Here is a 22,355-nt window from a genome sequence, read left to right on the forward strand (position 1 = left end):
TCCCTCACATCCGGAAAACGCCGTAGGAGACCTCGGGCAGCGGCGCGCGCGACGCGGCTTCGAGCGCCAGACCGAGCACCGTGCGGGTGTCGGCGGGGTCGATCACGCCGTCATCCCACAGCCGGGCCGTGGAGTAGTAGGCCTGCGACTGCCGGTCGAACTGGTCGCGTACCGACTCCTTGAAGTCCTCGATACCGTCTTTGTCGCGGCGGACCGAGGCCAGGGTGTCGGCGGCCTGCGGCCCTCCCATCACGGAGATCCGGGCGTTCGGCCACATCCACAGGAAGCGGGGCGAATACGCGCGGCCGCACATGGAGTAGTTACCGGCACCGAAGGAACCGCCGACGATGACGGTGAACTTGGGCACCCGGGCACAGGCGACGGCGGTGACCATCTTGGCGCCGTGTTTGGCGATACCGCCCTCCTCGTACTGGCGTCCCACCATGAAGCCGGTGATGTTCTGCAGGAAGATCAGGGGGATGCGGCGTTTATCGCACAGCTCGATGAAGTGCGCGCCCTTCTGTGCGGCCTCGGCGAAGAGCACGCCGTTGTTGCCGATGATCCCCACCGGGTGGCCGTGAATGCGGGCGAAGGCGGTCACCAGGGTGGTGCCGAAATTCTCTTTGAACTCATCGAATTCGGCTCCGTCGACCACGATCTCGATGAGCCGTCGCACGTCGTAGCCGATCTTGGGGTCGGTGGGAACAACGTCGTAGAGGTCGGTCTGCGGGCGGGTCGCAGGTACGGCGGAGCGCACGTCCCACTGGCGTTCGCCCTCGGGTCCGAGCCGCCCCACGATCTGCCGCACCTTCTCCAGGGCTTCATCGTCCGAGTCGACGAGGTGGTCGGTGACGCCGGACTTGGTGGAGTGCATGAGGCCACCGCCGAGGTCCTCAGCGGTCACGTCCTCGCCGGTGGCCGCCTTCACCAGGGGCGGGCCCGCCAGGAAGATGGTGCCCTGATCGCGGACGATGATGGTCTCATCGCTCATCGCGGGGACATAGGCGCCGCCCGCAGTGGAGCTACCGAGCACGGCGGCGATCTGCGGGATGCCCGCGGCGCTCATGTTCGCCTGGTTGTAGAAGATGCGGCCGAAGTGCTCGCGGTCGGGGAACACATCATCCTGGTTGAGCAGCATCGCGCCGCCGGAGTCCACCAGATAGACGCAGGGCAGCCGGTTCTGCATCGCGATCTCCTGCGCGCGCAGGTGCTTCTTCACGGTGATCGGGTAGTAGGTGCCGCCCGACACGGTGGCATCGTTGGCGACGATCATCACCTGCCGCCCGGAGACGGTGCCGATTCCGGCCACAGCCCCCGCGGAGGGCGCCTTGCCGTCGTACATGTCCTCGGCGGCGAGGGCACCGACCTCGAGGAACGGACTGCCCACGTCGAGGAGGCGGCGAATCCGCTCGCGAACCATCAGTTTGCCGCGCCCCTCGTGGCGCTCACGCGCCCGCTCCCCGCCACCCTGGGCGACGCGATCGAGTCGCGCGCGCAGGTCGGCGAGGTTCGCCTCGTGCTCCTCACGGAACGCCACTGAAGACTCCTTTGAGTTAATCGCCACTAACTGACAATCAGAATAGGGGTGATCCGGGTCACCTGTAAAGAGTGTGCGCTTTTCGCCCGCCCGGCGTGGTCAGTCCGCGATGCCGAGCGCCGCCAGCGCCGGCTCGCGCAGCACGGCGCGCAGCCGCGCCGCGGGGAGCGCAGGCAGGCTGGGCGCGGAGTTGAGCAGGCCGAAGACGGCGTGCACACGCGCCCTGTTCTCGACCGGATCGCCGCCGAGACGATTCACCTGGTCGGTCCACAGCTCGACGTACTGGCGTTGCAGTCGGCGCACTCGCCGCGCGGACTCGGGAACCAGGGACCACAGGTCGCGATACTGCACGCGGATCAGATCCGGCTCGGACGTGGCGAAATCGACGTGGAAGTCGACCAGATCGCGGAGCGCGCGTCGCGGATCGTCGGCGTGCTCGGCGGCGACCCGCTTGCCGCCGTCGTAGAGGTATTCGGAGATCTCCACCAGCAGGGCCGCGAGAACGTCCTGCTTGCCGGCGAAGTGGCGGTACATCGCAGGACCGGAAACCCCTGCGGCAGAGCCGATGTCCTCCAGCCGCACGCCCGCGAAACCGCGCTCGGCCATGAGCCGTGCCGCCGCCGCGAGCAGTTCCCGCCGCCGCGCTGCCTTGGCGCGCTCCCTCGCCGTGCCGGTCTCCGCATCACGGGCGCCCGAGGCACCGGCCGTACCAACCTCCATGGCGGCAGAGTACTCGGCTTGCCCTGCGACAGCGCGCGTGCCATCCTTGTCCCGCAAGGCGCCAATCGTTCGCTGAGGCTCCTTCGCGGAAACAGGCCAGCGACCCCGAACGTCGAGAGACGCCCCGGGTCAGGACAGGTGCATCCGGCTTAAGGGTGCGCCCCGATTGGCTCCCGCACTGCGCGTGCGGGTTCACGCCGCGAAGTGCTGAAGGTCTGACGTGGAGGGGCGTGATCTGTTCACCTCCCCTTCACCGGCGCGTGAGATTCGATTCATGGAGGTGATGCAATGCCCGACGACAGTCATAGTCCTCGGCTCGGCGGCGTTCGCATCACGGGAACCCGCTGAGCCACAACGCTCATCGGACAGGTTTGTCGCGAATCCGTAGCAATCGTCGCGGATCTGCGACGTTCCACACCTGATCCGGCTGAAATCGCAGGCAGTTCACCGTCACTCCGTGCAGTGGCGGATCGATGCATGCCCTCGGCAGGGAGGCCCTTCGCCCATGCACGTCACCACCAACGTCGACTCGATCGACATCCTGCTCCGGATTCTCGCGAGCCTCGCCTGCGGTACAGCCATCGGCATCGAACGGCAGTACCGCGCCCGCATGGCGGGCCTGCGCACCAATGCGCTTGTCTCCGTGGGCTCCGCCCTGTTCGTCGTGCTCTCCGCCTACGGGTTCGCGGGCGGTGATCCCACCCGTGTGGCGGCCCAGATCGTCTCGGGCATCGGCTTCCTCGGCGGTGGTGTGATCCTGCGCGACGGACTCACCGTGCGCGGCCTCAACACCGCCGCCACGCTCTGGTGCTCGGCGGCCGTCGGCGCCCTGTGCGGTGCGGGACTATTCCTCCCCGCCGTCATGGGCACCGTCGTAGTGATCGTGGTCAACACCGCACTGCGCACCGTCGGCCACGCCGTCGATCGGGCCCCGGACACCGGCAAGGAGGCGCCGAGCAGATACGAGTTCGTCGCGGTCACGCGCGACGAGAACGAGTCGCATGTGCGGGTCCTGTTGGTGCAGGCCCTTACTCGCACCGCCTTCCACCTGCAATCGATCAGCAGCACCAACATCGAGGACGGTCAGGTCGAGGTGCGCGCAACGCTCACCGCCGACGGCCGTGACGATCGCGCACTGGAATCCGCGATCAGCCAGCTGAGCATGGAGCCCTCGGTCACCGCGGTGCGCTGGGACGTCCTGCCGGAGCCACAGGAGGCCGATCTGTGAGCACCACTCCCCTCGCGGGTTCGCTCCTCTCGGCCCGCGGACGGGCCGAGAGCGGGCGCCGCGGAGCCGGCATCGTCGCCGACGTGCTCGTCGTGGCCGGCGCGGCGGCCATGATCTGGCTGGTGATCCGAGTGGGCCAGGGCATGGACACCCCGATCGACCTGCAGCACGCGGACGCCCGCGTCGACACCGATCCCGCGAATCTGCCCTATTACGCGGCCCGATCACTGCTGCGGATGTTCCTCGCCCTCGGCGCGTCGATCGTGTTCACCTTCGCCTACGCCACCCTGGCCGCCCGTTCCCGGCGGGCACGGGCGGTACTGATGCCGCTTCTCGACGTGTTGCAGTCGGTCCCGATCCTGGGCTTCCTGTCGATCACGGTGACGCTGTTCATCGCCCTGTTCCCCGGCTCCACGCTGGGCCTGGAGTTGGCCGCGATCTTCGCCATCTTCACCTCACAGGCGTGGAACATGACCTTCGCGTTCTACCAGTCCCTGATCAGCCAGCCGCGCGATCTCGGCGAGGCGGCCGAGGACATCGGACTGTCGCGATGGCAGCGGTTCTGGCGGCTCGACGTACCCAGCGGCATGATTCCACTGGTCTGGAACGCGATGATGAGCTTCGGTGGCGGATGGTTCTTCCTCACCGCCTCCGAGGCGGTGTCCGTGGCGGGGAACGAGTACGCCCTGCCCGGCATCGGCGCCTACGTCGCCTCCGCCTCCGCCGACGGTGATCTGGGCCTGGTCGGCTGGGCGATCGGCACCATGATCGTGGTGATCATCGGGGTCAACTTCCTGTTCTGGAGCCCGCTGACGGCGTGGGCCGAGCGGTTCCGCCTGGAGGACTCCGCGACCGGCCGCGAGCCGAAGTCAGTGGTACTCACCGTGCTGCGCCGCTCGCACGCCGGTGAGGCGTTCGGCCGGCTGATGTCGCCGATCGTTGCGCTCACCGACCGCTTCTTCGGTGTCTTCGGCCGGTCGGCACCGTCGCACGACGTGACGCCCGCACGACGCCGCGCCGGTGACCTGGCATTCGGGATCGTGGTGGTCGCCGTGGTCGGCTACGGACTGTGGCGGGCGGCCGAGACGATCCTGAGCACCTCCGGTATCGCCGAGGTCGGACACGTCTTCCTGCTCGGACTCGCGACCATGGGGCGCGTGGCCCTGGTGATGCTGTTCGCGACCGTGGTGTGGGTGCCGATCGGCGTGATCATCGGGCTCAACCCGAAGCTGAGCCGGGCGTTGCAACCCGTTATCCAGGTGTTCGCGAGCTTCCCCGCCAACTTCCTGTTCCCCCTGATCACCGCGGTCCTGATCGCAGGGAACATCCCACTCGATCTCGGCGGCGTCGTCCTGATGGCACTGGGCACGCAGTGGTACATCCTGTTCAACGTGATCGCCGCGGCCAGCGCCATCCCCGGTGATCTGCTCGAAGCGGCCGACGATATGAGCCTGCCGCGGTGGATGCGCTGGCGGTACGTGTTGTTGCCGGGTGTCTTCGCCGGATACGTGACCGGCGGGATCACCGCCGCGGGTGGTGCCTGGAACGCGTCGATCGTGGCCGAGGTGGTCTCGTACGACGGCCAGACGTATCACGCGTTCGGCTTGGGCGACTACATCGCCGACGCCACTGCGGCGACCGGTCCGGCGCACACCTCGAACCTGTTGCTCGGGATCAGCGTGATGTGCCTGTTCGTGGTGGGCACCAATGCGCTGCTGTGGCGCCGTCTCTATCGGGTGGCCGAACGCCGCTACTCGCTGTAGCACCGACCCCTTATTACTAGTAGCCCTTTCCCTCAGGAGTACCGCCCATGACCACCGTCACCCGGCCCGGCGCCGCACCGCTGATCCGCCTCGCGGACCTCACCAAGAGTTTCGAGGGCGCCGCCGGCGATACCCTCACCGTTCTCGACGATATCGACCTGACCATCGGCGACGGTGAGATCGTCGCGCTGCTGGGCCGCTCGGGATCAGGCAAGTCCACCCTGCTGCGCATCATCGCCGGACTCATTCCGCCCTCCTCGGGCACGGTCGAGGCCGCCGGTGCGCCGCTGCGGGGGCCGAACCCGGGGACCGCGATGGTCTTCCAGTCCTTCGCCCTGATGCCCTGGTTGACGGTCCAGGACAACGTGGAACTGGGACTGGCCGCGCGGAACGTCCCGCGGGAGGAACGCGAGGCCCGCGCCATCGCGGCGATCGACACCATCGGCCTCGACGGCTTCGAGTCCGCGTACCCGCGGGAGTTGTCCGGCGGTATGCGCCAGCGCGTCGGTTTCGCACGCGCGCTCGTGGTGCAGCCCGATCTGCTGCTCATGGACGAGCCGTTCTCCGCGCTCGACGTTCTGACCGCCGAGAACCTGCGCGGTGAGCTCATCGAGCTGTGGGCGCAGGACGACTTCCCGATCCGCAGCGTGTGCATCGTGACGCACAACATCGAGGAGGCGGTGCTGCTCGCCGACCGGGTGGTCGTCCTCGGTTCGAAGCCCGGCCGGATCGTGCACGAAGCCCGCATCGCGCTGCCGCGCCCGCGCAACCGCGCCTCCGCCGAGTTCGAGGCGATCGTCGACGAGCTGTACGAGGCGCTCACCGGGCGCACCGCCGAGATCGAGCACGCACCCGACCCGGGTGAGGCCACACCGGTGAGCCGCCCCCTGCCGGACGCCACCGTCGGCGGATTGGCCGGTCTGGTCGAACTGGTGCACATGCACCACGACCACGCCGATCTGCCCGACCTCGCTGCCGACCTCAACTTCGAGCTCGACGACATCATGCCGCTGGTCGACGCCGCGGCGATGCTCGGTTTCGTCGAGGTCGCCGGGAACGACATCAGCATCACCGAGGAGGGACTCACCTTCGTCGAGGTGCCGCTGTCGGAGGCCTCCGATGTCTTCGCCCGGCAAGCCGCGCATCGCGCGCCGCTGGTGCGCACGGTGCTGCGAGCACTGCGGAGTACGAGCGACGGTGCGCTGCGTCTGGGCTTCTTCCTGGACCTGCTGCGCCGCGGGTTCGGCCCTGAGGACGCGGAACGGCAGATGCGGATCGCGATCGACTGGGGCCGGTACGGCAGCCTCTACGACTACGACGCCGATGACGACCGGATCCGGCTCGATCCGAAGGCCGAGACCGTATTGTGACCGAAGCCACATTCCGACACTCGGATAGGCAATAGGTTGTCTCGTCGCAATCATTTCGTTATCGTCGACGGGACGCGGATCACGAAGCGGTCACGATGGAGACATCGCCCGGTCACTTCGAGGTCGTTGACAAGCGGTTTCACGAGCGGAGTAGGGCGAGTATGACACGGAGTCGCGAGGAAGCCGGCGAGGTGCGTTTCAGCAGCTCCACGCAGGTTCTCGACAATGAGTCGATCACCGCGATCATTCCACTCGATGAGATCGAAGCCCGGCTCGAGGCCGCCTACGCGGAGAGCTGGGCCGACGCGCCCGAGGGCGAGTCCGCCCTCGGCTACCGCCCCACGCATTCGGAGCTCACCCAGGATCTGATGATCCCGGAGGTGCTGTTCACCGGCACCCCGCGGTTCGACGCCCCGGTCGAGGATGACGAGGACACCGCGCTCCTCGCCCCGGCCCCGGAAGCCGCCCCCGAGTTCGTCCCGGCGACGGCGCCCGTCCGCAAGGGCGGTAAGCACCGCGTCGCGGCCCCGCCGCACGCGCTCAAGGGACGCGCGGCGCTGATCGCGCTCGCCGCCGGCGCCAGCGTCGCCGGTGCCGCCGTCGCATCGTCGTCGACCGATGGACCGACCACCTCGCAGCAGCCCGTCGTGCCCCCGGCCGGCGGACCCGAGTCCAACATCGCGCGCCAGGCCCCGGTACCGGCCGCGCAGGACATGGACCAGTTCTCCGCCGCCCTCGGTGCCGGTAAGGCTCGCAAGGACGACGACGACCGCAAGGTCATCGACTCGATGCGCCCGAAGGTCACGCTGCCCGTGGTCGGCGCCACCCTGACGTCCAACTTCGGCACCCGCTGGGGCGCTATGCACGGTGGTCTCGACCTCGCCGCGCCGCTCGGCACCCCACTGTTCGCCGCCTCGGACGGTGTCGTCACCGACGCCGGCCCGGCACAGGGCTTCGGCATCTGGATCAAGATCCGCCTCTCCGACGGCACCGTGCTGGTCTACGGCCACATGTACAACGTGAACGTCCAGGCCGGCCAGCAGGTCAAGGCCGGCGATCTGATCAGCTGGGTGGGCAATAACGGCTACTCCACCGGCCCGCACGTGCACTTCGAGGTGCACTCGGCCGCCGGCGCGAAGCTCGACCCGCAACGCTGGCTCGCCGAGCGCGGCGTCAACGTCTAACCGCGCAGCAGACTTTCATCAGGCGCCCCGGGAATTCTCCCGGGGCGCCTGACTATTCGGTAGCTAGAGCTTCTCCATCGGCAGACCGCCGAAGGTCATCAGGGTGACGGTGCCGGCGGTGCCGAAATCGAAGGTGACCCGCTCCAGCGGTCCCGCGCCCTGGATCGCGGTCACGGTGCCGAGACCGAACGAGTCGTGCGAGACCCGGTCGCCGATCACCAGCGATAGCTTGTTGGCCCGTCGCGTGGGTTTCGGTGACTTCTTGCTCTTCCATGCCGCATCGGAGCCGCCGCGCTTCTCCCCCCAGGTGCGCTGGCCACCCCAGGACTCGCGATCGCCGCCGAATATCCCACGGGAGCCGCCGAACTGGGTGCGCTGCGGTTCGAGCCGGCGCCAGTCGATGAGGTGCTGCGGGATCTCGGCGAGGAACCGCGATTCCGGGTTCTGCATGGGATCGCCCCAGGTGGAACGGATCATCGCGCGGGAGACGTACAGCCGCTCGCGAGCGCGCGTGATGCCCACGTAGGCGAGCCGGCGTTCCTCCGCCAGTTCGTTCTCGTCGCCCAGGGCACGCATATGCGGGAACTGGCCGTCCTCCCAGCCGGTGACGAACACGACCGGGAACTCCAGCCCCTTCGCGGTGTGCAGGGTCATCAGGGTGACCACACCGGCATCGTCGTCGGGCACCTGGTCGGCGTCGGCCACCAGCGAAACCCGTTCGAGGAACGCGGCCAGCGAACCGGGTTCGGGCGCCCCCTCGTCGGCGACCACATCCGTGAAGTCCTGCGCGGAGAACTCCCGTGCCACGCTGATGAGTTCCTCGATGTTATCCAGCCGCGCACCGTCCTGCGGATCGGACGACCCCTCCAGTTCGGCGCGGTAACCGGTCTTCTCGACCACGGCGTCGAGCAGGTCGCCGATATCGGATTCGTCGTCGTCGGCGATCCGGCGCAATTCGGTCATGAGACCGGAGAACGTGGCGATCGCGTTGCGCGAGCGCGGATTGAGCATCGCGACGCCGCCCTCGACGGCGTCCGCGATCGCGCCACCGAAGTTGGTGCCGTGGTTCTCGGCGTGCACCGTGAGGCAGGCCTGGGCGCGGTCACCGATGCCGCGGCGCGGCGTGTTGACGATGCGCTGCAGGCTGACGGTGTCGTTCGGGTTGTCGATGGCGCGCAGGTAGGCGACCAGATCGCGGACCTCCTTGCGCTCGTAGAAGCGCACGCCGCCGACCACCTTGTAGGGCACGCCGTGACGGATGAAGACCTCTTCGAGCACCCGGGCGGCGGTATTGGTGCGGTAGAAGACCGCGACGTCGCTGTATTTGATCCCGTTGTCGGAGAGCGCATCGATCTCGGAGACCACGAAGCTGGCCTCGTCGTGCTCGTTGTCGGCCACGTAGCCGGTGATGAGCGCCCCGTCTCCCTGGTCCGTCCACAGCTTCTTCTCGCGGCGGCCGGCATTGCGGGAGATGACCGCGTTGGCGGCCGAGAGGATGGTCTGAGTGGATCGGTAGTTCTGCTCCAGCAGAATGGTTTCCGCGTTGGGGAAATCGCGCTCGAATTCCTCGATGTTGCGGATCGTGGCGCCGCGGAAAGCGTAGATCGACTGATCCGCGTCGCCCACCACGCAGAGTTCACTGGGGGTGACGCCGTCCTCGTCCTCCTCCAGGCCGACCAGCTCGCGCACCAGGATGTACTGGGCGTGGTTGGTGTCCTGGTACTCATCGACGAGCACGTGGCGGAACCGGCGGCGGTAGTACTGCGCCACATTAGGGTGGGACTGCAGCAGGCCCACGGTCTCGCCGATCAGGTCGTCGAAGTCGAAGGCGTTCGCGCTGCGCAGCCGGGCCTGATAGGTGCCGAACACCTCGGCGACGGTGACCGCGAAGGGTTCGCCGGTCTTCGCGGCATCGGCCGCCGCATCCTCCGGGCCGATGAGTTCGTTCTTGAGGTTCGAGATCTGGGTGGCGAGGGCACGGGGCGCGAACTTCTTCGCATCCAACCCCATCTCCTTGACGATCATGGTGAGCAGGCGCCGCGAATCGTCGGCGTCGTAGATGGAGAAGTTGGAGTTCATGCCCGGCAGCAGGCCTGCCTGTGCCCGCAGGATCCGCACGCAGGTGGAGTGGAACGTGGAGACCCACATGGTGTTGGCACGCGGGCCGATGAGCTGGGCCACGCGCTCACGCATTTCGGCGGCGGCCTTGTTGGTGAAGGTGATAGCGAGGATCTGGCCGGGATGCATGCCCCGGGCGCGCAGCAGATAGGCGATCCGGCGGGTGAGCACCGCGGTCTTGCCGGAGCCGGCGCCCGCGACGATGAGCAGCGGCGAGCCCTCGTGCAGCACCGCGGCCTTCTGCTGGGGGTTCAGCCCCTCCAGCAGCTCCTGCCCTCGTTCCTGCTTCTCCTCCGGGCGGGAGAAGGGCCTGCGCTGGCGGAGTCCTGACTGCTGCGGTGCTGCTTCATTCATCTCCCATCCAGCCTAGCCGCCGGGTCCTACAGGTTCCGGCTGCGACTCCACCCGCGACGTGGAACGGTGGTGTTACCCCGGAACCGGCCAGAGGGGCTGCGGGTAGGACCACGCGGCGAGGGTGCGGTCACCGTCCTTCGGGGAACCGAAGATCGCGTTGGTCGCGAGGCCGTTGGCCAGCAGGGCGAGCACGAGGAGCAGCACCGCACCGCCGATCTTCGCGCCATCTCGCAACCGCGTATTCACCACATCAAACTAGCGCAGCCTGTGCGACCCGGCGCGAAACTGCGCCCCAGCGGGGAGCCGTCGACACTATGGTCGCGGCCGCCCGCTGGGGCGCAGTTTCGCGAAATGAATCAGGCGGCGGCCGCGGTCTCCACCGCCGAGCCGGCCTCAGAGCCCGACTCGGAGCCGGCGTCGGAGCCCGCGCTGGAGCCCGAATCCGTGTCACCGCCGGCGGAGGGCGATCCGGTGCCGGGAGTCTCGGGGGTCTCCGTCTTCGGCGCCTCAGCAGTGGGCGTCTCGGCGGAGGGCGTCCCGGTCGAAGGCGTCTCGACTGAGGGCGTCTCGGCGGAAGGCGTGCCGGTCGAAGGCGACCCCGTCGAGGGTGTCTCGGCGGGCGTCCCGGTCGAAGGGGACCCCGTCGAGGGCACCTCTGCCTTCGGAGTGTCCACAACCGGGCTCGACCCCGTCGACACCGCGACCTCGGACTTCGCGGTATCGGCGAGAACGTCGGTGGAGGCCACCGCGGTCACGGAGTCGGACGACTTCGCGGCCGGCGCCTTGCCGGTCACGCCGTCAATGAACGACTTGGTGACGTCGAGCAGAGCGGGGAGCAAGCCCGGGGAGAACATCTCGCCGGGCGCGAAGATGCCGTTGACCGCGGTCCCGACGGTAGCGGCGATGCCGGCCGAAAGTGCCTGCAGCGCACCGAAGGCATCGCCCGCGAGCACTGCCTTCCCCACCTTCTCCAGCGCCGCGAGCGGCACCGCACCGAGATCCTTGGTGTAGTTGTATGCGCCGAGGGTGAGCCGCAGCAGGTCGCCCGAGGCGTTCTCCAAGCCCTTACCCAGCGGACCGAGGAACGGGTTGAGCACGGTCCCGGTCTCCAGGATCCCGGCCCCCAGCCCCAGAACGGCGGCACCGATCACACCGTGGATCTTGGTGTAGCTGAATGCCAATTCACCCTTGGGCAGGTTCTTGGTGAGCACCTCGATGAGCGAGGGCAGTCCGTACTCGCCGGTGAGCCCGGTGAACACGGTGGTGAGGGTGTTCTGCCAGATCGCGCCGATCTGCTGCAACTGCGGAAGCCCGGGGAATGCCGGCAGCGCCGCCGGGCCCGCGGCCCGCGCCGGATCGGCCGCGACGAAGGAGACCGTGGTGCCGTCCTTGGTAGCGAAGGGCCCCTTCGTCGCCCACTCGGATCCGGCCAGCCCGGAGAGGATCGCGGGCACCAGCCCGACGAGCCCCTTGGCAACGCCGTACTCGCCGAACACCGCGTCGACGGCGAACGTGCCGATCTTGCCCGCAGCACCGACCAGCGCGTTGAGCGCCCCGAAGGGATCACCCACGGCCAAGGCCTTACCGGCGGCGCCGATCCCGTCGAGCACGAGAGCGGGGAAGTTGACGAAGGTCGAGATCGGCGGCAGCACCAGGCCGATGATCGGAATCAGCGCCGCCTGGAAGGCGTCGGCGAGTGGGCCGATCTGGGGGCCGAGCTGGTTCATGATCGGTGTCATCCCGTTGAGCAGGGCGCCGAGCAGCGGCCCCGTCAGGGTGTTGGCGATCTCCTGCCAGGCGTCGCCGAGCTTGCCCGTCGCGATTAGCGCCTGCGCCTTCTCGAGCGCCTTCGGTAGGTCGGCGCTGATGCTGGAGAAGATCTGCTGCGCACCGTCGGCGAGCGCGCCGCCGATCACCGTGACATTGCCGACCTGGTTCTGCACCAGCTTGATCACGCCGGTGAGCGGATCGGTGATGAAGGCGACCCCGGATGCGGTGGCCCAGTTCGCCAGCGCGCTCGCCGCTCCCCCGATGTCTTTGACGATCGGCGGGAGGGACGGTGCGGTGATCCCGGCCGCCGACGCGGTCATCGGTACGACGGCCAGGGTCGCCGCGGTGACCATCGCGACGCCGGCGCCGGCGTAGCGCGTGGAGACGAGGTTTTGACCTGCAACATTCATGAACAAGCCCTTCGAAGGAGAGGTGATGCCGATCACAGAGGAATCGGACATCGCGAAAATATCCCCGTCGTGGTTCTTTCGGGCGACAATCGCCGAAGCTTTGCGACACCAAACGGCTAAGTGTCGCAGCGGGCGACAACTTCGCAGTTCACGAGACATATACAGGTAAAGAAAGACTATTCTTGACGCCGAATTCCCCGGTATCAGCGCTCCGGAAAGGAGGCCGGGATGAGCAGCCCGACGGGGCCCCCGGTCACACACGCGAAGAGCCCCGGTGACTCGGCGCGGGCCTGGAGTCCTCCACCCGCACCCGGCACCCGGACGTAGACGGTATGCGGTCCGCGCTGTACCGGCACCCGGACCGACGTCCCGGCCCGCTCCTGCTGCAGCACGAGCACACCGTCGGCCGAGGCGAGATAGTTGAGTTCGACCACCCACTCCCAATAAGCCAGCGGCCCTTCGTAGCGCAGCAGGGTCTGCGTACCGTCGACCCGGGTTCCGCAGCCCGGCAGATCCCCGACGGGGACCGACCGCACGCGGCTCACCCGGCCGGGCACGAATCGGCCCTGCTTATCGACGACGGTGGCCTCGGCCGACGACGTCCCGAACCGCGGCTTCTCGGGCAGGGTGGCCAGGACGTGCGAGAGGGTGTTGTCGGGGTAGGCCAGGCGCGCGATCACCTCAGTGCTGATCTCCTGATCGAGCACGGGTCGGTCCGCGTATACCCGCGCACCGTCGCGGAGTTGGGCGAGGTAGGAGCCGGTCGGATTGTCCGACCAGACCGTGGCGAACCGGACGGTCGCGACGCTCGCGCTGACTGCGAAGGCCAGCACCACTGCCACCCAGGCCCGCGGATCGATCCCGCGGCGCCGGCGGCGCGCGATGAGCACGAGAGCTCCGGCAAGCGTGAGCACCCACGCGAAGTCGGCGAAGTAGCGCAGCGACAGTGGGAGTAACGCGCTGGTGAACTCCGAGCTGCGCAGGAAGAACACCGGGGCCAGCGAGGCCACGAAGTAGGCGGCCGCGGCACCCCAGGCGGCCAGCCCGCGGGGCGCTCGTCGCCACGTGACCGCGAGGATCACCGCGATGGCGAGCAGCCCGATCACGGTGACCACGACGTTCGGCACGGCGACCGGAGGCCCCGGGTTCTCCCGTGTCCACGACCACGGCCCGCCGAGTGCCGCGGGGGCGAGCACCGACTCGACCGACCGGTACAGCGCGTACGAAGTGAACGAGACGGTGTGCTCCCCCGGACGCGATGCGGTGAGCACCGACCAGAGCGTGAACCAGCCCACCACGATCACACCGAACGCCAGCCACAACCACCGGCCGCGACGCAGCGCCGACCGCACGGGATGACCCCGCAGATACCGCGCGAGTATGACCGCGGCGACGGCGACGAACGGGATCGCGATGGCCTTCTCGAAGAACAGCAGCGTGACCAGCAACGCCAGCACCGCCCACAGCCCCGACCGCCGGTTCCCGCGCAGATACCGCACCGTCTCACCGACGACCACGGCCAGGCCGATCTGCAGGGGCAGCGCATTCAGTCCCGACGCCCACCACGCCATCGCGGGCAGCGTCAGCGGTGCCAGCAGGTAGAACACGAACGGCACCAATACCATCGGGCGGCGGCCGGCCACGATCACCAGTGCACGCAGCGTGGCGAGCGCGGCGACCAGCTGCAGGAGCAGCAGGGAGGCCGCCGCGGCCGGCCAACTCAGCGGGGCGAGCGTGGTGGTGACCGCGGCGGTGAACAACGCGGCCGGCATGAGATGCCCGTCGTAGTCGACGAACCATGCCCCGGGGTCCAGCAAGGGCCGGCCCGACCGGCTCAAGAAGACGACGTCGTCCCAGTAGAAGTTCCCGCGAGCCAGCACGTAGCCGCGCACGGCGAGCTGGACGGCGACGAGCAGGGCCGCGCCGATCCACAGCAGCCGGTGGGACGGCGATGTCGGTAGGCGGAGGCGACGGGACACGGTCCCCGATCGTATGCGGCGCACCTGTGGAAAACTTCAACCCATGAGCACACCTGACAGCACCGGCGGCGGCACGCCGCTGGCCGAGGAGGAGATCGCGGCGCTGCGCGAGGAGATCGATCGTCTCGACGCCGAGATCCTCGCCGCGATCAAGCGCCGCACCGAGGTCTCCCGGATCATCGGCCGCACCCGCATGGCGTCGGGCGGTCCGCGACTGGTGCACTCGCGCGAGATGAAGGTTCTGGACCGCTTCTCCGAACTCGGCCGCGAGGGGCACACCCTGGCGATGCTGCTGCTGCGCCTCGGGCGCGGGCCACTCGGCCGCTAGCGTCCAGCACACCCCGCGGATGACGTCAAGGCCCCGGCGCACAGTGAGGTAAAACCCCAGGTTGCGGCCGGTTTCTTCGCCGCTACACTGGCCCGCATGTCGCAGCCTCCGAGCTACCTCGTGTGCGCCAGTCAGCGCAGCGGTAGCACTCTGCTCGTGGAATCCCTCGCCGCCACCGGGGTGGCCGGGAATCCGCAGGAGTTCTTCCAATACTTCCCCTCGTCGTCGCTCTCGCCGCAGCCGCGGGAATGGTTCGCGGGCGTCGACGATCCCGATCTGCTCGCCCTCCTCGACCCGACCGAAGCGGGCACCGTCGATACGCGGACCCAGGAGCAGTGGCGGGCCGATGTCCTCACCTCCGGCCGCACCTCGAACGGGGTATGGGGCGGCAAACTGATGTGGAATCAGACGCCGATCCTGATCTCCCGCACCCGGGTGGCCTCGGGGTCACTGCGCACCGCCGTGCGCTCTCTGTTCGACGGGGCCGACCCCGTCTACGTGCACGTCTTCCGGCCCGACGTGGTGCCCCAGGCGGTGTCGATGTGGCGCGCGGTACAGACACGTACCTGGCGCGACGATCCCGACCACGACCGTGAACGCGATGAACGGGCGGTGTACCGCGCCGAGGGCATCGCGCACCTGGCCGGGATTCTGCTGGAGCAGGAACGCGCGTGGCGCGCCTGGTTCGCCGCGGAAGCGATCGAGCCGCTCGAGATCGACTTCACCGAGCTCATCGCGGATCCGCGCACGAGCACGGCGCGAGTCCTGGAGGCCCTCGGCCAGGACCCCGCGCTCGCACCCCCACCGCCACTGAAACCGCAGTCCAATGAACGCTCCAAGGAATGGGCGCAGCGGTACCGCGCCGATGCCGCACAGAATGGATACCCCGCATGAGCAGCCTGACAGCAGTGGACGAACTGCGCGTACTCGAATCCGAGGCGGTGCACATCATCCGGGAAGTCGCCGCCGAGCTGGAACGCCCGGTGCTGCTGTTCTCCGGCGGTAAGGACTCGATCGTGCTGCTTCGGTTGGCGGAGAAGGCGTTCCGGCCTTCGCCCCTGCCCTTCCCGATCCTGCACGTGGACACCGGCCACAACTTCGACGAAGTGATCGAGTTCCGGGACCGCCGTGTGGCGCCGACACCGGAGAATCCGGACGGCATCGAGCTGATCGTCGCCTCGGTGCAGGAATCCATCGATACCGGCCGCGTCGCCGAGTCCACCGAAGCGTCCGGTTCGCGGAACCGGCTGCAGACCCGCACGCTGCTCGATGCCCTGGAGGCCGGGAACTTCGATGCAGCTTTCGGTGGCGCCCGGCGCGACGAGGAGCGCGCCCGCGCCAAGGAGCGGGTGTTCAGTTTCCGCAACGAGTTCGGCCAGTGGGACCCGCGGGCGCAGCGCCCCGAGCCCTGGTCGCTGTACAACGGCCGCATCCGGCGCGGGGAGTCGGTCCGGGTGTTCCCCCTGTCGAACTGGACCGAGCTCGACATCTGGCGGTACATCGAGCTCGAGGGCCTCGAACTGCCGTCGATCTACTACGCGAGCGAGCGGGAGGTCTTCGAACGCGACGGCATCCTGCTCGCGGTCTCGGAGTTCACGCAGCCGCGCGACGGCGAGACCGCGTCCACCGAATGGGTGCGCTATCGCACCGTCGGTGACCTGACGATCACCGGCGCGGTCCGCAGCCGCGCCACCGATATCGGAGCGGTGATCGAAGAGATCTCCGCCGCCACCGTCTCCGAGCGGGGCGAGACCCGCGCCGACGACCGCACGTCCGCGGCCGCCATGGAGGACCGCAAGAAAGAGGGCTACTTCTGATGACGGAGCTCCTGGCACCCACCACCGCAACGCGGCAGCTGCTGCGGCTCGCTACGGCGGGCTCGGTCGACGACGGTAAGTCGACGCTGATCGGTCGGCTGCTGCACGATACGGGCAGCCTGCCCACCGATCATCTCGAAGCGGTGACCGACGGCGACGAGGTGGACCTGGCGGCGCTGTCCGACGGGTTGCGGGCCGAACGCGAGCAGGGCATCACGATCGATGTGGCGTACCGCTTCTTCTCCACCGACACCCGCAGCTACGTGCTCGCCGATACCCCGGGGCACGAGCGGTACACCCGCAACATGTTCACCGGCGCATCGAACGCGCACGTGGCGATCCTGCTGGTCGATGCACGCAAGGGAGTGCTGCGCCAGACCCGCCGACACGCGCGGATCGCGACCCTGCTCGGCGTGCCGCACGTGATCGCCGCGGTGAACAAGATCGACCTGGTGGATTACTCGGCCGACCGGTTCGCCGAGGTCGAGGCGGAGCTGGCCGAGCTCGGCACGCAGCTCGGCCTGCCCGAGATCCCGGCGATCCCGTTGGCCGCCAAGCTCGGCGACAATGTGGTGCACCGGTCCGAGCGCACTCCCTGGTACACCGGGCCGACGCTGTTGGAGTATCTGGAGGGCGTGCAACTGCGCGCACCCTCGGCGCAGCCGCAGGAACTCCGGCTGCCGGTGCAGTGGGTCTCGCGTCCCACCGCCGACCGTCGTCGCCGGTACACCGGCCGGATCGCGGCGGGCACGCTCGCGGTGGGCGATGCGGTGCTGGCGCTGCCTTCGGGCAGCCGCAGCACGGTGACCGCGCTGGACACTCTGGACGACGACCGCGCGGTCGCGGTCGCGCCGCTGTCGGTGTCGGTGGAACTGGCCGACGACATCGACGTGGGCCGCGGCGATGTGCTCGTCTCCGGTGCCGCCGATGCGCATCTTCCGGTCGCGGCGCGGGAGCTGGAGGCCACCGTGTGCTGGCTGGCGGAGAAGCCGCTGCGCGCCGGTGACCGGGTGGCGCTCAAGCACGCGACGTCGACGGTCCGCGCGACCATCCAGTCGCTCGAGCGCCGCCTGGACCCGGAGACGCTGATCGAACAGGTGGGGCCGAGCGAGCTCGCGCTCAACGACATCGGCACGATCACCCTGCGCACCAGCTCGGTCGTGGTCGCGGACCCGTATGCGCAGAACCGGGATACCGGCGCGTTCATCCTGATCGATGAGGCGAGCAACGACACGGTCGGTGCGGGCACCATCGCCGAGGCCCGGGAGGTGGTGCCCGGGCAGGCGACCCGCAACGACATCCGGTGGCATCCGAGTTCACTGGGCCGCGCGGAACGGTGGGCCAAGACGGGGCAGCGCGGCGCGACGGTGTGGTTCACCGGGCTGCCGGCATCGGGGAAGTCGACGGTGGCGGTGGCGCTGGAGCGGGCGCTGGTCTCGCAGGGGCGGGTGGCCTACCTCATCGACGGCGACAACATCCGGCACGGGATCTCCGACGATCTGGGGTTCTCGCCCGGCGACCGTGCGGAGAACATCCGCCGTGTGGGACATCTGACGCGCCTGTTCGCCGATGCGGGAGTGATCGCTATCGCCTCACTGGTCTCCCCGCTGCGTTCGGACCGGGAGATCGCCCGCGAACTGAACGTGGCCGCCGACATCGACTTCGTGGAGGTCCACGTGTCCACGCCGGTGTCGGAGTGCCGCAAGCGCGACCCGAAGGGGCTGTACGCCCGGGCCGACCGCGGCGAGCTGCGCGGCCTGACCGGGGTGGACGGCCCGTACGAGAAGCCGGACCATTCCGACCTCAAGTTCGACACCACCGGCGCCGACACCGACGAGCTCGCCCAGCGGGTGATCGCGCTACTGGTGGAACGCGGAATACTGGACGCGTGAGCTGCTGCACGCCCGACGGTCCGGACCTGCCCGAACGCGGCGGGTCCGGGTGGCGCGGCGGCGTGCACCCGGTTCCTTAAGCCCGGATCCCGGCTGGAACGTATCTGATGGGTGATGCGCTCGGCGATGGCTACCGCGCCGACGGCGAGCAGCCCGTGCACCCGGTCTCGTTGCCGGACTTCGAGATCGATGCGACCACCGTGACGGTGGCCGCATTCGCCGCGTTCGCCACTGCCACCGGCTACATCACCGACGCCGAGCGCTTCGGTGCCTCGGCGGTCTTCCAGGCCAGCGCCTCAGCGCCGGGCACCCCGGTCGATGGAACTCCGTGGTGGCGAACGGTGCCGGGCGCGGATTTCCGCACTCCGGGTGGGCCGGGCAGCGTCGCGCTGGACGAGCATCCGGTGGTGCACGTCTCGTACACCGATGCGCTGGCGTATTGCGGGTGGGCGGGTCGTGCCCTGCCGACCGAGGCGCAGTGGGAGTACGCGGCGCGCGGGGGTCTCGAGAGTGCGCGCTATCCCTGGGGGAACGAGCATCCCGCACCGGGAGAGCGCTGCCACATCTTCACCGGATCGTTCCCGGATGCGCCGACCGGACCGGTGGGGACGATTCCCGCCCAGTCCTTCGCGCCCAACGGCTACGGCGTGTACCAGGCGGTGGGAAACGTGTGGGAGTGGTGTTCGGACCGCTATTCCGCTCGCTACTACCGGGTTTCCCCCACAGACTCCCCCGGCGGACCGGATCGGGGCACTGCCCGGGTGCTCCGCGGTGGCAGCCACCTGTGCCATGACTCGTATTGCTACCGCTACCGCGTGGCGGCCCGCAGCCGCAACACCCCGTCGTCCTCGGCGAGCAACATCGGTTTCCGCACCGTCAGTGGTTGACCGCCCGGACTCGGTCACCCGCTTCATCGCGGACCTGCTCGGCCCGTTCGCGGGCGGTGAGTTCACGACGGGCGCCCTGCGGACGGCGCGAGGGCAGCGGCACCGCGTCGGCGTCCGGCTTCGCGCGGCCTGCGAAGAACTCGGCCATGAAGCGTTCGGCGATCGCCGTGCCCTCGGCTTCGGTCGGGAGCACGTCACCGGTCTCCGCGCGCCAGCGGGCGAGCACTGCCCCGAGCCTGCGCGCCACCCACTGATACGCCGGCTCATCGATCACGTTGTGCCGCTCGTACGGATCGACGACGAGGTCGTAGAGCTCACGCCGGGGACGCGGAGCGGCGACCTCGTAGGGGTCGAGTGAGCCGGCAGAGGAACTATCGGCGATATCGAGCGGCAACAGCAGCGCGGGCCGGTCGGCGTAGTTCTCGATGTAGCTGAACTGCTTGGTGCGCACGGCGCGGATCGGATCGTAGGCGTCGTGATAGGTCTTCTGCGTGAACAGCCCGGCGCGCACCGTGTCTCCCGCCGGTTCGGTCAGTTCCGCGGCGTGCGTCTCGCCGTCGAGATCGTCCGGGAGGGGCACGCCGAGCAGGTCCAGCACCGTCGGGGTGAGATCGACGCCGGAGAACAGGTCGTCGTAGACGCGGGGGCGCAGGTCACGACCGCGGGGCGGGCGCACGATGAGGGCCACACCGGTGCCCTCGGCGTAGAGCGTGGACTTGGCACGGGGGAAGGCCAGCCCGTGGTCGGTGATGAAGACGATCCACGTGTTCTCGGCCAGCCCCAGCTCGTCGACGGTGTCGAGCAACCGTCCCACCGCCGCATCCGCCTCGGTGATGCTGCCGTGCAGGCCGGCCAGGTCTTCGCGGACCTGTGGGGTGTCCGGGAGGAAGCCGGGCACACCGATCGCCTCGGGGTCCGCGGGTTCGTACTGATCGGCCGGGTAGGGGCGGTGGGTCTCGAAGAATCCGGCGGTCAGGAAGAACGGCTCGTCGCGCGCGGCGGCATCGGTCAGCCACTGCTGAGACTGGGCGACCACGTAGCCGCACAGCGAATCAGAGACGTCGGCGGTGTCGAAACCCAAACGGGAGGGGTCGGCGCTCTCGTGCTGCATGCCGAACAGCGCGGTGCGATAGCCCGCGGCGCCGAGCAGCGCCGGCAACGTCTGCACGCCCGCCCGGTATTCGAAACCGTGGTGGGCGAGCCCGACGAGACCGTTGCGGTGAGGGTGCAGACCGGTGAACAGCGAGCCGCGCGCGGGCGAGCACAGGGGCGCGGTGGCGTGCGCATCGGTGAATCGGATGCCCTCGGCGGCGAGGCGGTCGAGGTGCGGGCTGACCACGCCCTCCGCGCCGTAACAGGTGAGGTGGCGTCCCAGGTCGTGCCAGTGCACGAGGATCACGTTCTCCCGCGTGCCGGTGCTCTCCTGTAGGTGTGCCACCCTACGACGCTGTCACACAGACCTGTGATCCGGCGAGATTTGCGCTCACAGTGAACCGAGAACCCACCTATTGCAGCGCGATGTACTTCGTCTCCAGATACTCCTCGATACCCTCGCTGCCACCCTCGCGGCCGAATCCGGAGGCCTTGACGCCGCCGAACGGGCCAGCAGGATCGGAGATGACGCCGCGGTTGACGCCCACCATGCCACTGTCGATGCGGTCGGCGACACGCAACGCACGGTCCAGGTCGCGCGTGAAGATGTACGAAGCGAGGCCGTATTCGGTGTCATTGGCGGCGGCGACGGCCTCGTCCTCGGTGGCGAAGGCGACGATCGGCGCGACCGGCCCGAAGACCTCCTCACGGAGGATCCGCGCATCGGCGGGGACGTCGGCGAGCACCGTCGGCGGGAAGAAGTGGCCCTTGCCCTCGGGCGCCACACCGCCGAGCCGCAGCGATGCCCCCTTACCGACGGCGTCCTGCACCAGCTCGGAGACGATGTTCTGCTGATCGGCCGAGACCAGCGGGCCGATGGTGACGCCCTCATCGATGCCGGGGCCCACGACGTACTCACCCATCTTCGCCACCAGCTTGTCGGTGAACTCGGCGACCACGCTCTCGTGCACGTGGAACCGGTTGGCGGCCGTGCACGCCTCGCCGCCGTTGCGGAGTTTCGCGAGCAGCGCCTGCCCGACGGCGTGGTCGATATCGGCGTCGTCGAAGACCACGAAAGGGGCGTTGCCGCCCAGTTCCATCGACGTGCGCAGGATGCCGGGGGCGGATTGCTCGATGAGCGCGGCGCCCACCCCGGTGGAGCCGGTGAAGGTGAGCTTGCGCAGCCGCGGATCGGCGAGCAGCGGCGCGGTGAGTGCTGATGACGTGGAGGTGGGGAGCACCGAGATCACCCCCTCGGGAACACCTGCGTCCTGGAGCACCTCGGCGAGCAGCAGCATCGTCAGGGGGGTGAGTCCCGCGGGCTTGACCAGCATGGTGGCACCGGCGGCGAGGGCGGGGCCGATCTTGCGGGTCCCCATGGCGAGCGGGAAGTTCCACGGGGTGATCGCGAGGCACGGGCCGACGGGTGCCTTGCTCACCAGAATGCGGCCGGTGCCGGCCGGTGCCGGGGTGTATCGGCCGGCGATGCGCACGGCCTCTTCGGAGAACCAGCGGAAGAATTCGGCGCCGTACTTGAGTTCGTTCGCCGATTCCGGGAGGGCCTTGCCCATCTCCAGGGTCATCAGCAGCGCGAAGTCGTCCGCGCGAGCGTGCAGCCCTTCGTAGGCGGCGCGCAGGATCTCTCCGCGTTCGCGAGCCGGGGTCGCGGCCCAGGCCGGACCGGCGGCGACGGCGGCGTCCAGAGCGGCGGCACCATCCGCGGCGGTGGCGTCCGCCACCTCGGCCAGCACCTCCTCGGTCGACGGGTCGTGCACCGGAAAGGTTGCGCCGGAACTGGAGTCACGGAACGTCCCATTCACGAAGATTCCCGTGGGGATCTTCTCGAGCAGGTCACGGACGCGCTGCGCGGTAGCCATGCAAGCCACGATAACCGCCCGGCGAGAAC

The 22,355-nt window shown here is 68.9% G+C and carries 17 protein-coding genes and 1 riboswitch; of the genes, 9 read left to right on the forward strand and 8 right to left on the reverse strand.

Going from position 1 to position 22,355, the window contains the following annotated elements:
• Positions 1 to 4: 4 nt before the first annotated feature.
• Together TPAU_RS16595 and TPAU_RS16600 are read right to left on the reverse strand one after the other, a co-directional pair.
• Positions 5 to 1,537: a carboxyl transferase domain-containing protein gene (locus TPAU_RS16595; RefSeq protein ID WP_013127906.1), complete on the reverse strand. Its 1,533-nt coding sequence runs from the start codon at positions 1,535 to 1,537 to the stop codon at positions 5 to 7.
• A gap of 99 nt (positions 1,538 to 1,636) precedes the next feature.
• Positions 1,637 to 2,257 carry a TetR/AcrR family transcriptional regulator gene (locus TPAU_RS16600; RefSeq protein WP_013127907.1) on the reverse strand — a complete coding sequence of 207 codons (621 nt, stop codon included), beginning with the start codon at positions 2,255 to 2,257 and terminating at the stop codon, positions 1,637 to 1,639.
• A gap of 57 nt (positions 2,258 to 2,314) precedes the next feature.
• A riboswitch (M-box (ykoK) riboswitch) is annotated at positions 2,315 to 2,490 on the forward strand.
• A 272-nt stretch (positions 2,491 to 2,762) separates the two neighbouring features.
• Here TPAU_RS16600 and TPAU_RS16605 point away from each other — a divergent pair.
• The 4 genes from TPAU_RS16605 (at position 2,763) to TPAU_RS16620 (ending at position 7,802) form a co-directional block, all read left to right on the forward strand.
• Positions 2,763 to 3,485 (forward strand): MgtC/SapB family protein, encoded by a 723-nt coding sequence (locus TPAU_RS16605; protein ID WP_013127908.1) that lies wholly within the window; start codon positions 2,763 to 2,765, stop codon positions 3,483 to 3,485.
• Positions 3,482 to 5,248 (forward strand): ABC transporter permease, encoded by a 1,767-nt coding sequence (locus TPAU_RS16610; protein ID WP_013127909.1) that lies wholly within the window; start codon positions 3,482 to 3,484, stop codon positions 5,246 to 5,248. Before TPAU_RS16605 ends, TPAU_RS16610 begins: the two co-directional genes overlap by 4 nt.
• A gap of 47 nt (positions 5,249 to 5,295) precedes the next feature.
• The gene (locus TPAU_RS16615; protein ID WP_013127910.1) at positions 5,296 to 6,618 is read left to right on the forward strand and encodes an ABC transporter ATP-binding protein; all 1,323 of its coding nucleotides are present in this window, start codon (positions 5,296 to 5,298) and stop codon (positions 6,616 to 6,618) included.
• 161 nt (positions 6,619 to 6,779) lie between these two features.
• Entirely contained in the window at positions 6,780 to 7,802 is a 1,023-nt protein-coding gene (locus tag TPAU_RS16620) for a M23 family metallopeptidase (protein ID WP_013127911.1), read from the forward strand.
• Between the two features lie 63 nt (positions 7,803 to 7,865).
• Here TPAU_RS16620 and pcrA read toward each other — a convergent pair whose 3' ends face one another.
• The 4 genes from pcrA to TPAU_RS16635 all read right to left on the reverse strand — a co-directional run bounded on the left by pcrA (position 7,866) and on the right by TPAU_RS16635 (position 14,433).
• Positions 7,866 to 10,274 (reverse strand): DNA helicase PcrA, encoded by a 2,409-nt coding sequence (gene pcrA, locus TPAU_RS16625; RefSeq protein WP_013127912.1) that lies wholly within the window; start codon positions 10,272 to 10,274, stop codon positions 7,866 to 7,868.
• Positions 10,275 to 10,346: 72 nt separating this feature from the next.
• Positions 10,347 to 10,520, reverse strand: a complete 174-nt coding sequence (locus TPAU_RS23230) for a hypothetical protein (protein WP_160160275.1) — start codon at positions 10,518 to 10,520, stop codon at positions 10,347 to 10,349.
• Positions 10,521 to 10,630: 110 nt separating this feature from the next.
• Positions 10,631 to 12,505, reverse strand: a complete 1,875-nt coding sequence (locus TPAU_RS16630) for a hypothetical protein (RefSeq protein WP_013127913.1) — start codon at positions 12,503 to 12,505, stop codon at positions 10,631 to 10,633.
• Positions 12,506 to 12,657: 152 nt separating this feature from the next.
• Positions 12,658 to 14,433 (reverse strand): hypothetical protein, encoded by a 1,776-nt coding sequence (locus tag TPAU_RS16635; RefSeq protein WP_013127914.1) that lies wholly within the window; start codon positions 14,431 to 14,433, stop codon positions 12,658 to 12,660.
• A 43-nt stretch (positions 14,434 to 14,476) separates the two neighbouring features.
• Here TPAU_RS16635 and TPAU_RS16640 point away from each other — a divergent pair, with 43 nt between their 5' ends.
• The 5 genes from TPAU_RS16640 to TPAU_RS16660 all read left to right on the forward strand — a co-directional run bounded on the left by TPAU_RS16640 (position 14,477) and on the right by TPAU_RS16660 (position 19,357).
• Complete coding sequence (locus TPAU_RS16640) at positions 14,477 to 14,761, forward strand: chorismate mutase (protein ID WP_013127915.1); 285 nt, start codon at positions 14,477 to 14,479, stop codon at positions 14,759 to 14,761.
• Between the two features lie 96 nt (positions 14,762 to 14,857).
• Entirely contained in the window at positions 14,858 to 15,655 is a 798-nt protein-coding gene (stf0, locus tag TPAU_RS16645; protein ID WP_013127916.1) for a trehalose 2-sulfotransferase, read from the forward strand.
• On the forward strand, positions 15,652 to 16,578 hold the full coding sequence (cysD, locus tag TPAU_RS16650; RefSeq protein ID WP_013127917.1) for a sulfate adenylyltransferase subunit CysD: 927 nt from the start codon (positions 15,652 to 15,654) through the stop codon (positions 16,576 to 16,578). Before stf0 ends, cysD begins: the two co-directional genes overlap by 4 nt.
• The gene (gene cysC / locus TPAU_RS16655) at positions 16,578 to 18,470 is read left to right on the forward strand and encodes an adenylyl-sulfate kinase (protein WP_013127918.1); all 1,893 of its coding nucleotides are present in this window, start codon (positions 16,578 to 16,580) and stop codon (positions 18,468 to 18,470) included. The genes cysD and cysC overlap by 1 nt, the downstream gene beginning before the upstream one ends.
• 86 nt (positions 18,471 to 18,556) lie before the next feature.
• Entirely contained in the window at positions 18,557 to 19,357 is an 801-nt protein-coding gene (locus tag TPAU_RS16660; RefSeq protein ID WP_281054806.1) for a formylglycine-generating enzyme family protein, read from the forward strand.
• On the opposite strand, the gene TPAU_RS16665 is transcribed toward TPAU_RS16660, so the two are convergent.
• Together TPAU_RS16665 and TPAU_RS16670 are read right to left on the reverse strand one after the other, a co-directional pair.
• A complete protein-coding gene (locus TPAU_RS16665) occupies positions 19,347 to 20,795 on the reverse strand; it encodes a sulfatase family protein (protein ID WP_013127920.1) in 1,449 nt (482 codons plus the stop codon). The genes TPAU_RS16660 and TPAU_RS16665 overlap by 11 nt on opposite strands.
• A 67-nt stretch (positions 20,796 to 20,862) precedes the next feature.
• Entirely contained in the window at positions 20,863 to 22,326 is a 1,464-nt protein-coding gene (locus TPAU_RS16670; protein ID WP_013127921.1) for an NAD-dependent succinate-semialdehyde dehydrogenase, read from the reverse strand.
• Between the last annotated feature and the right edge of the window lie 29 nt (positions 22,327 to 22,355).

The organism is Tsukamurella paurometabola DSM 20162 (assembly GCF_000092225.1).
GTDB classification, from domain to species: domain Bacteria; phylum Actinomycetota; class Actinomycetes; order Mycobacteriales; family Mycobacteriaceae; genus Tsukamurella; species Tsukamurella paurometabola.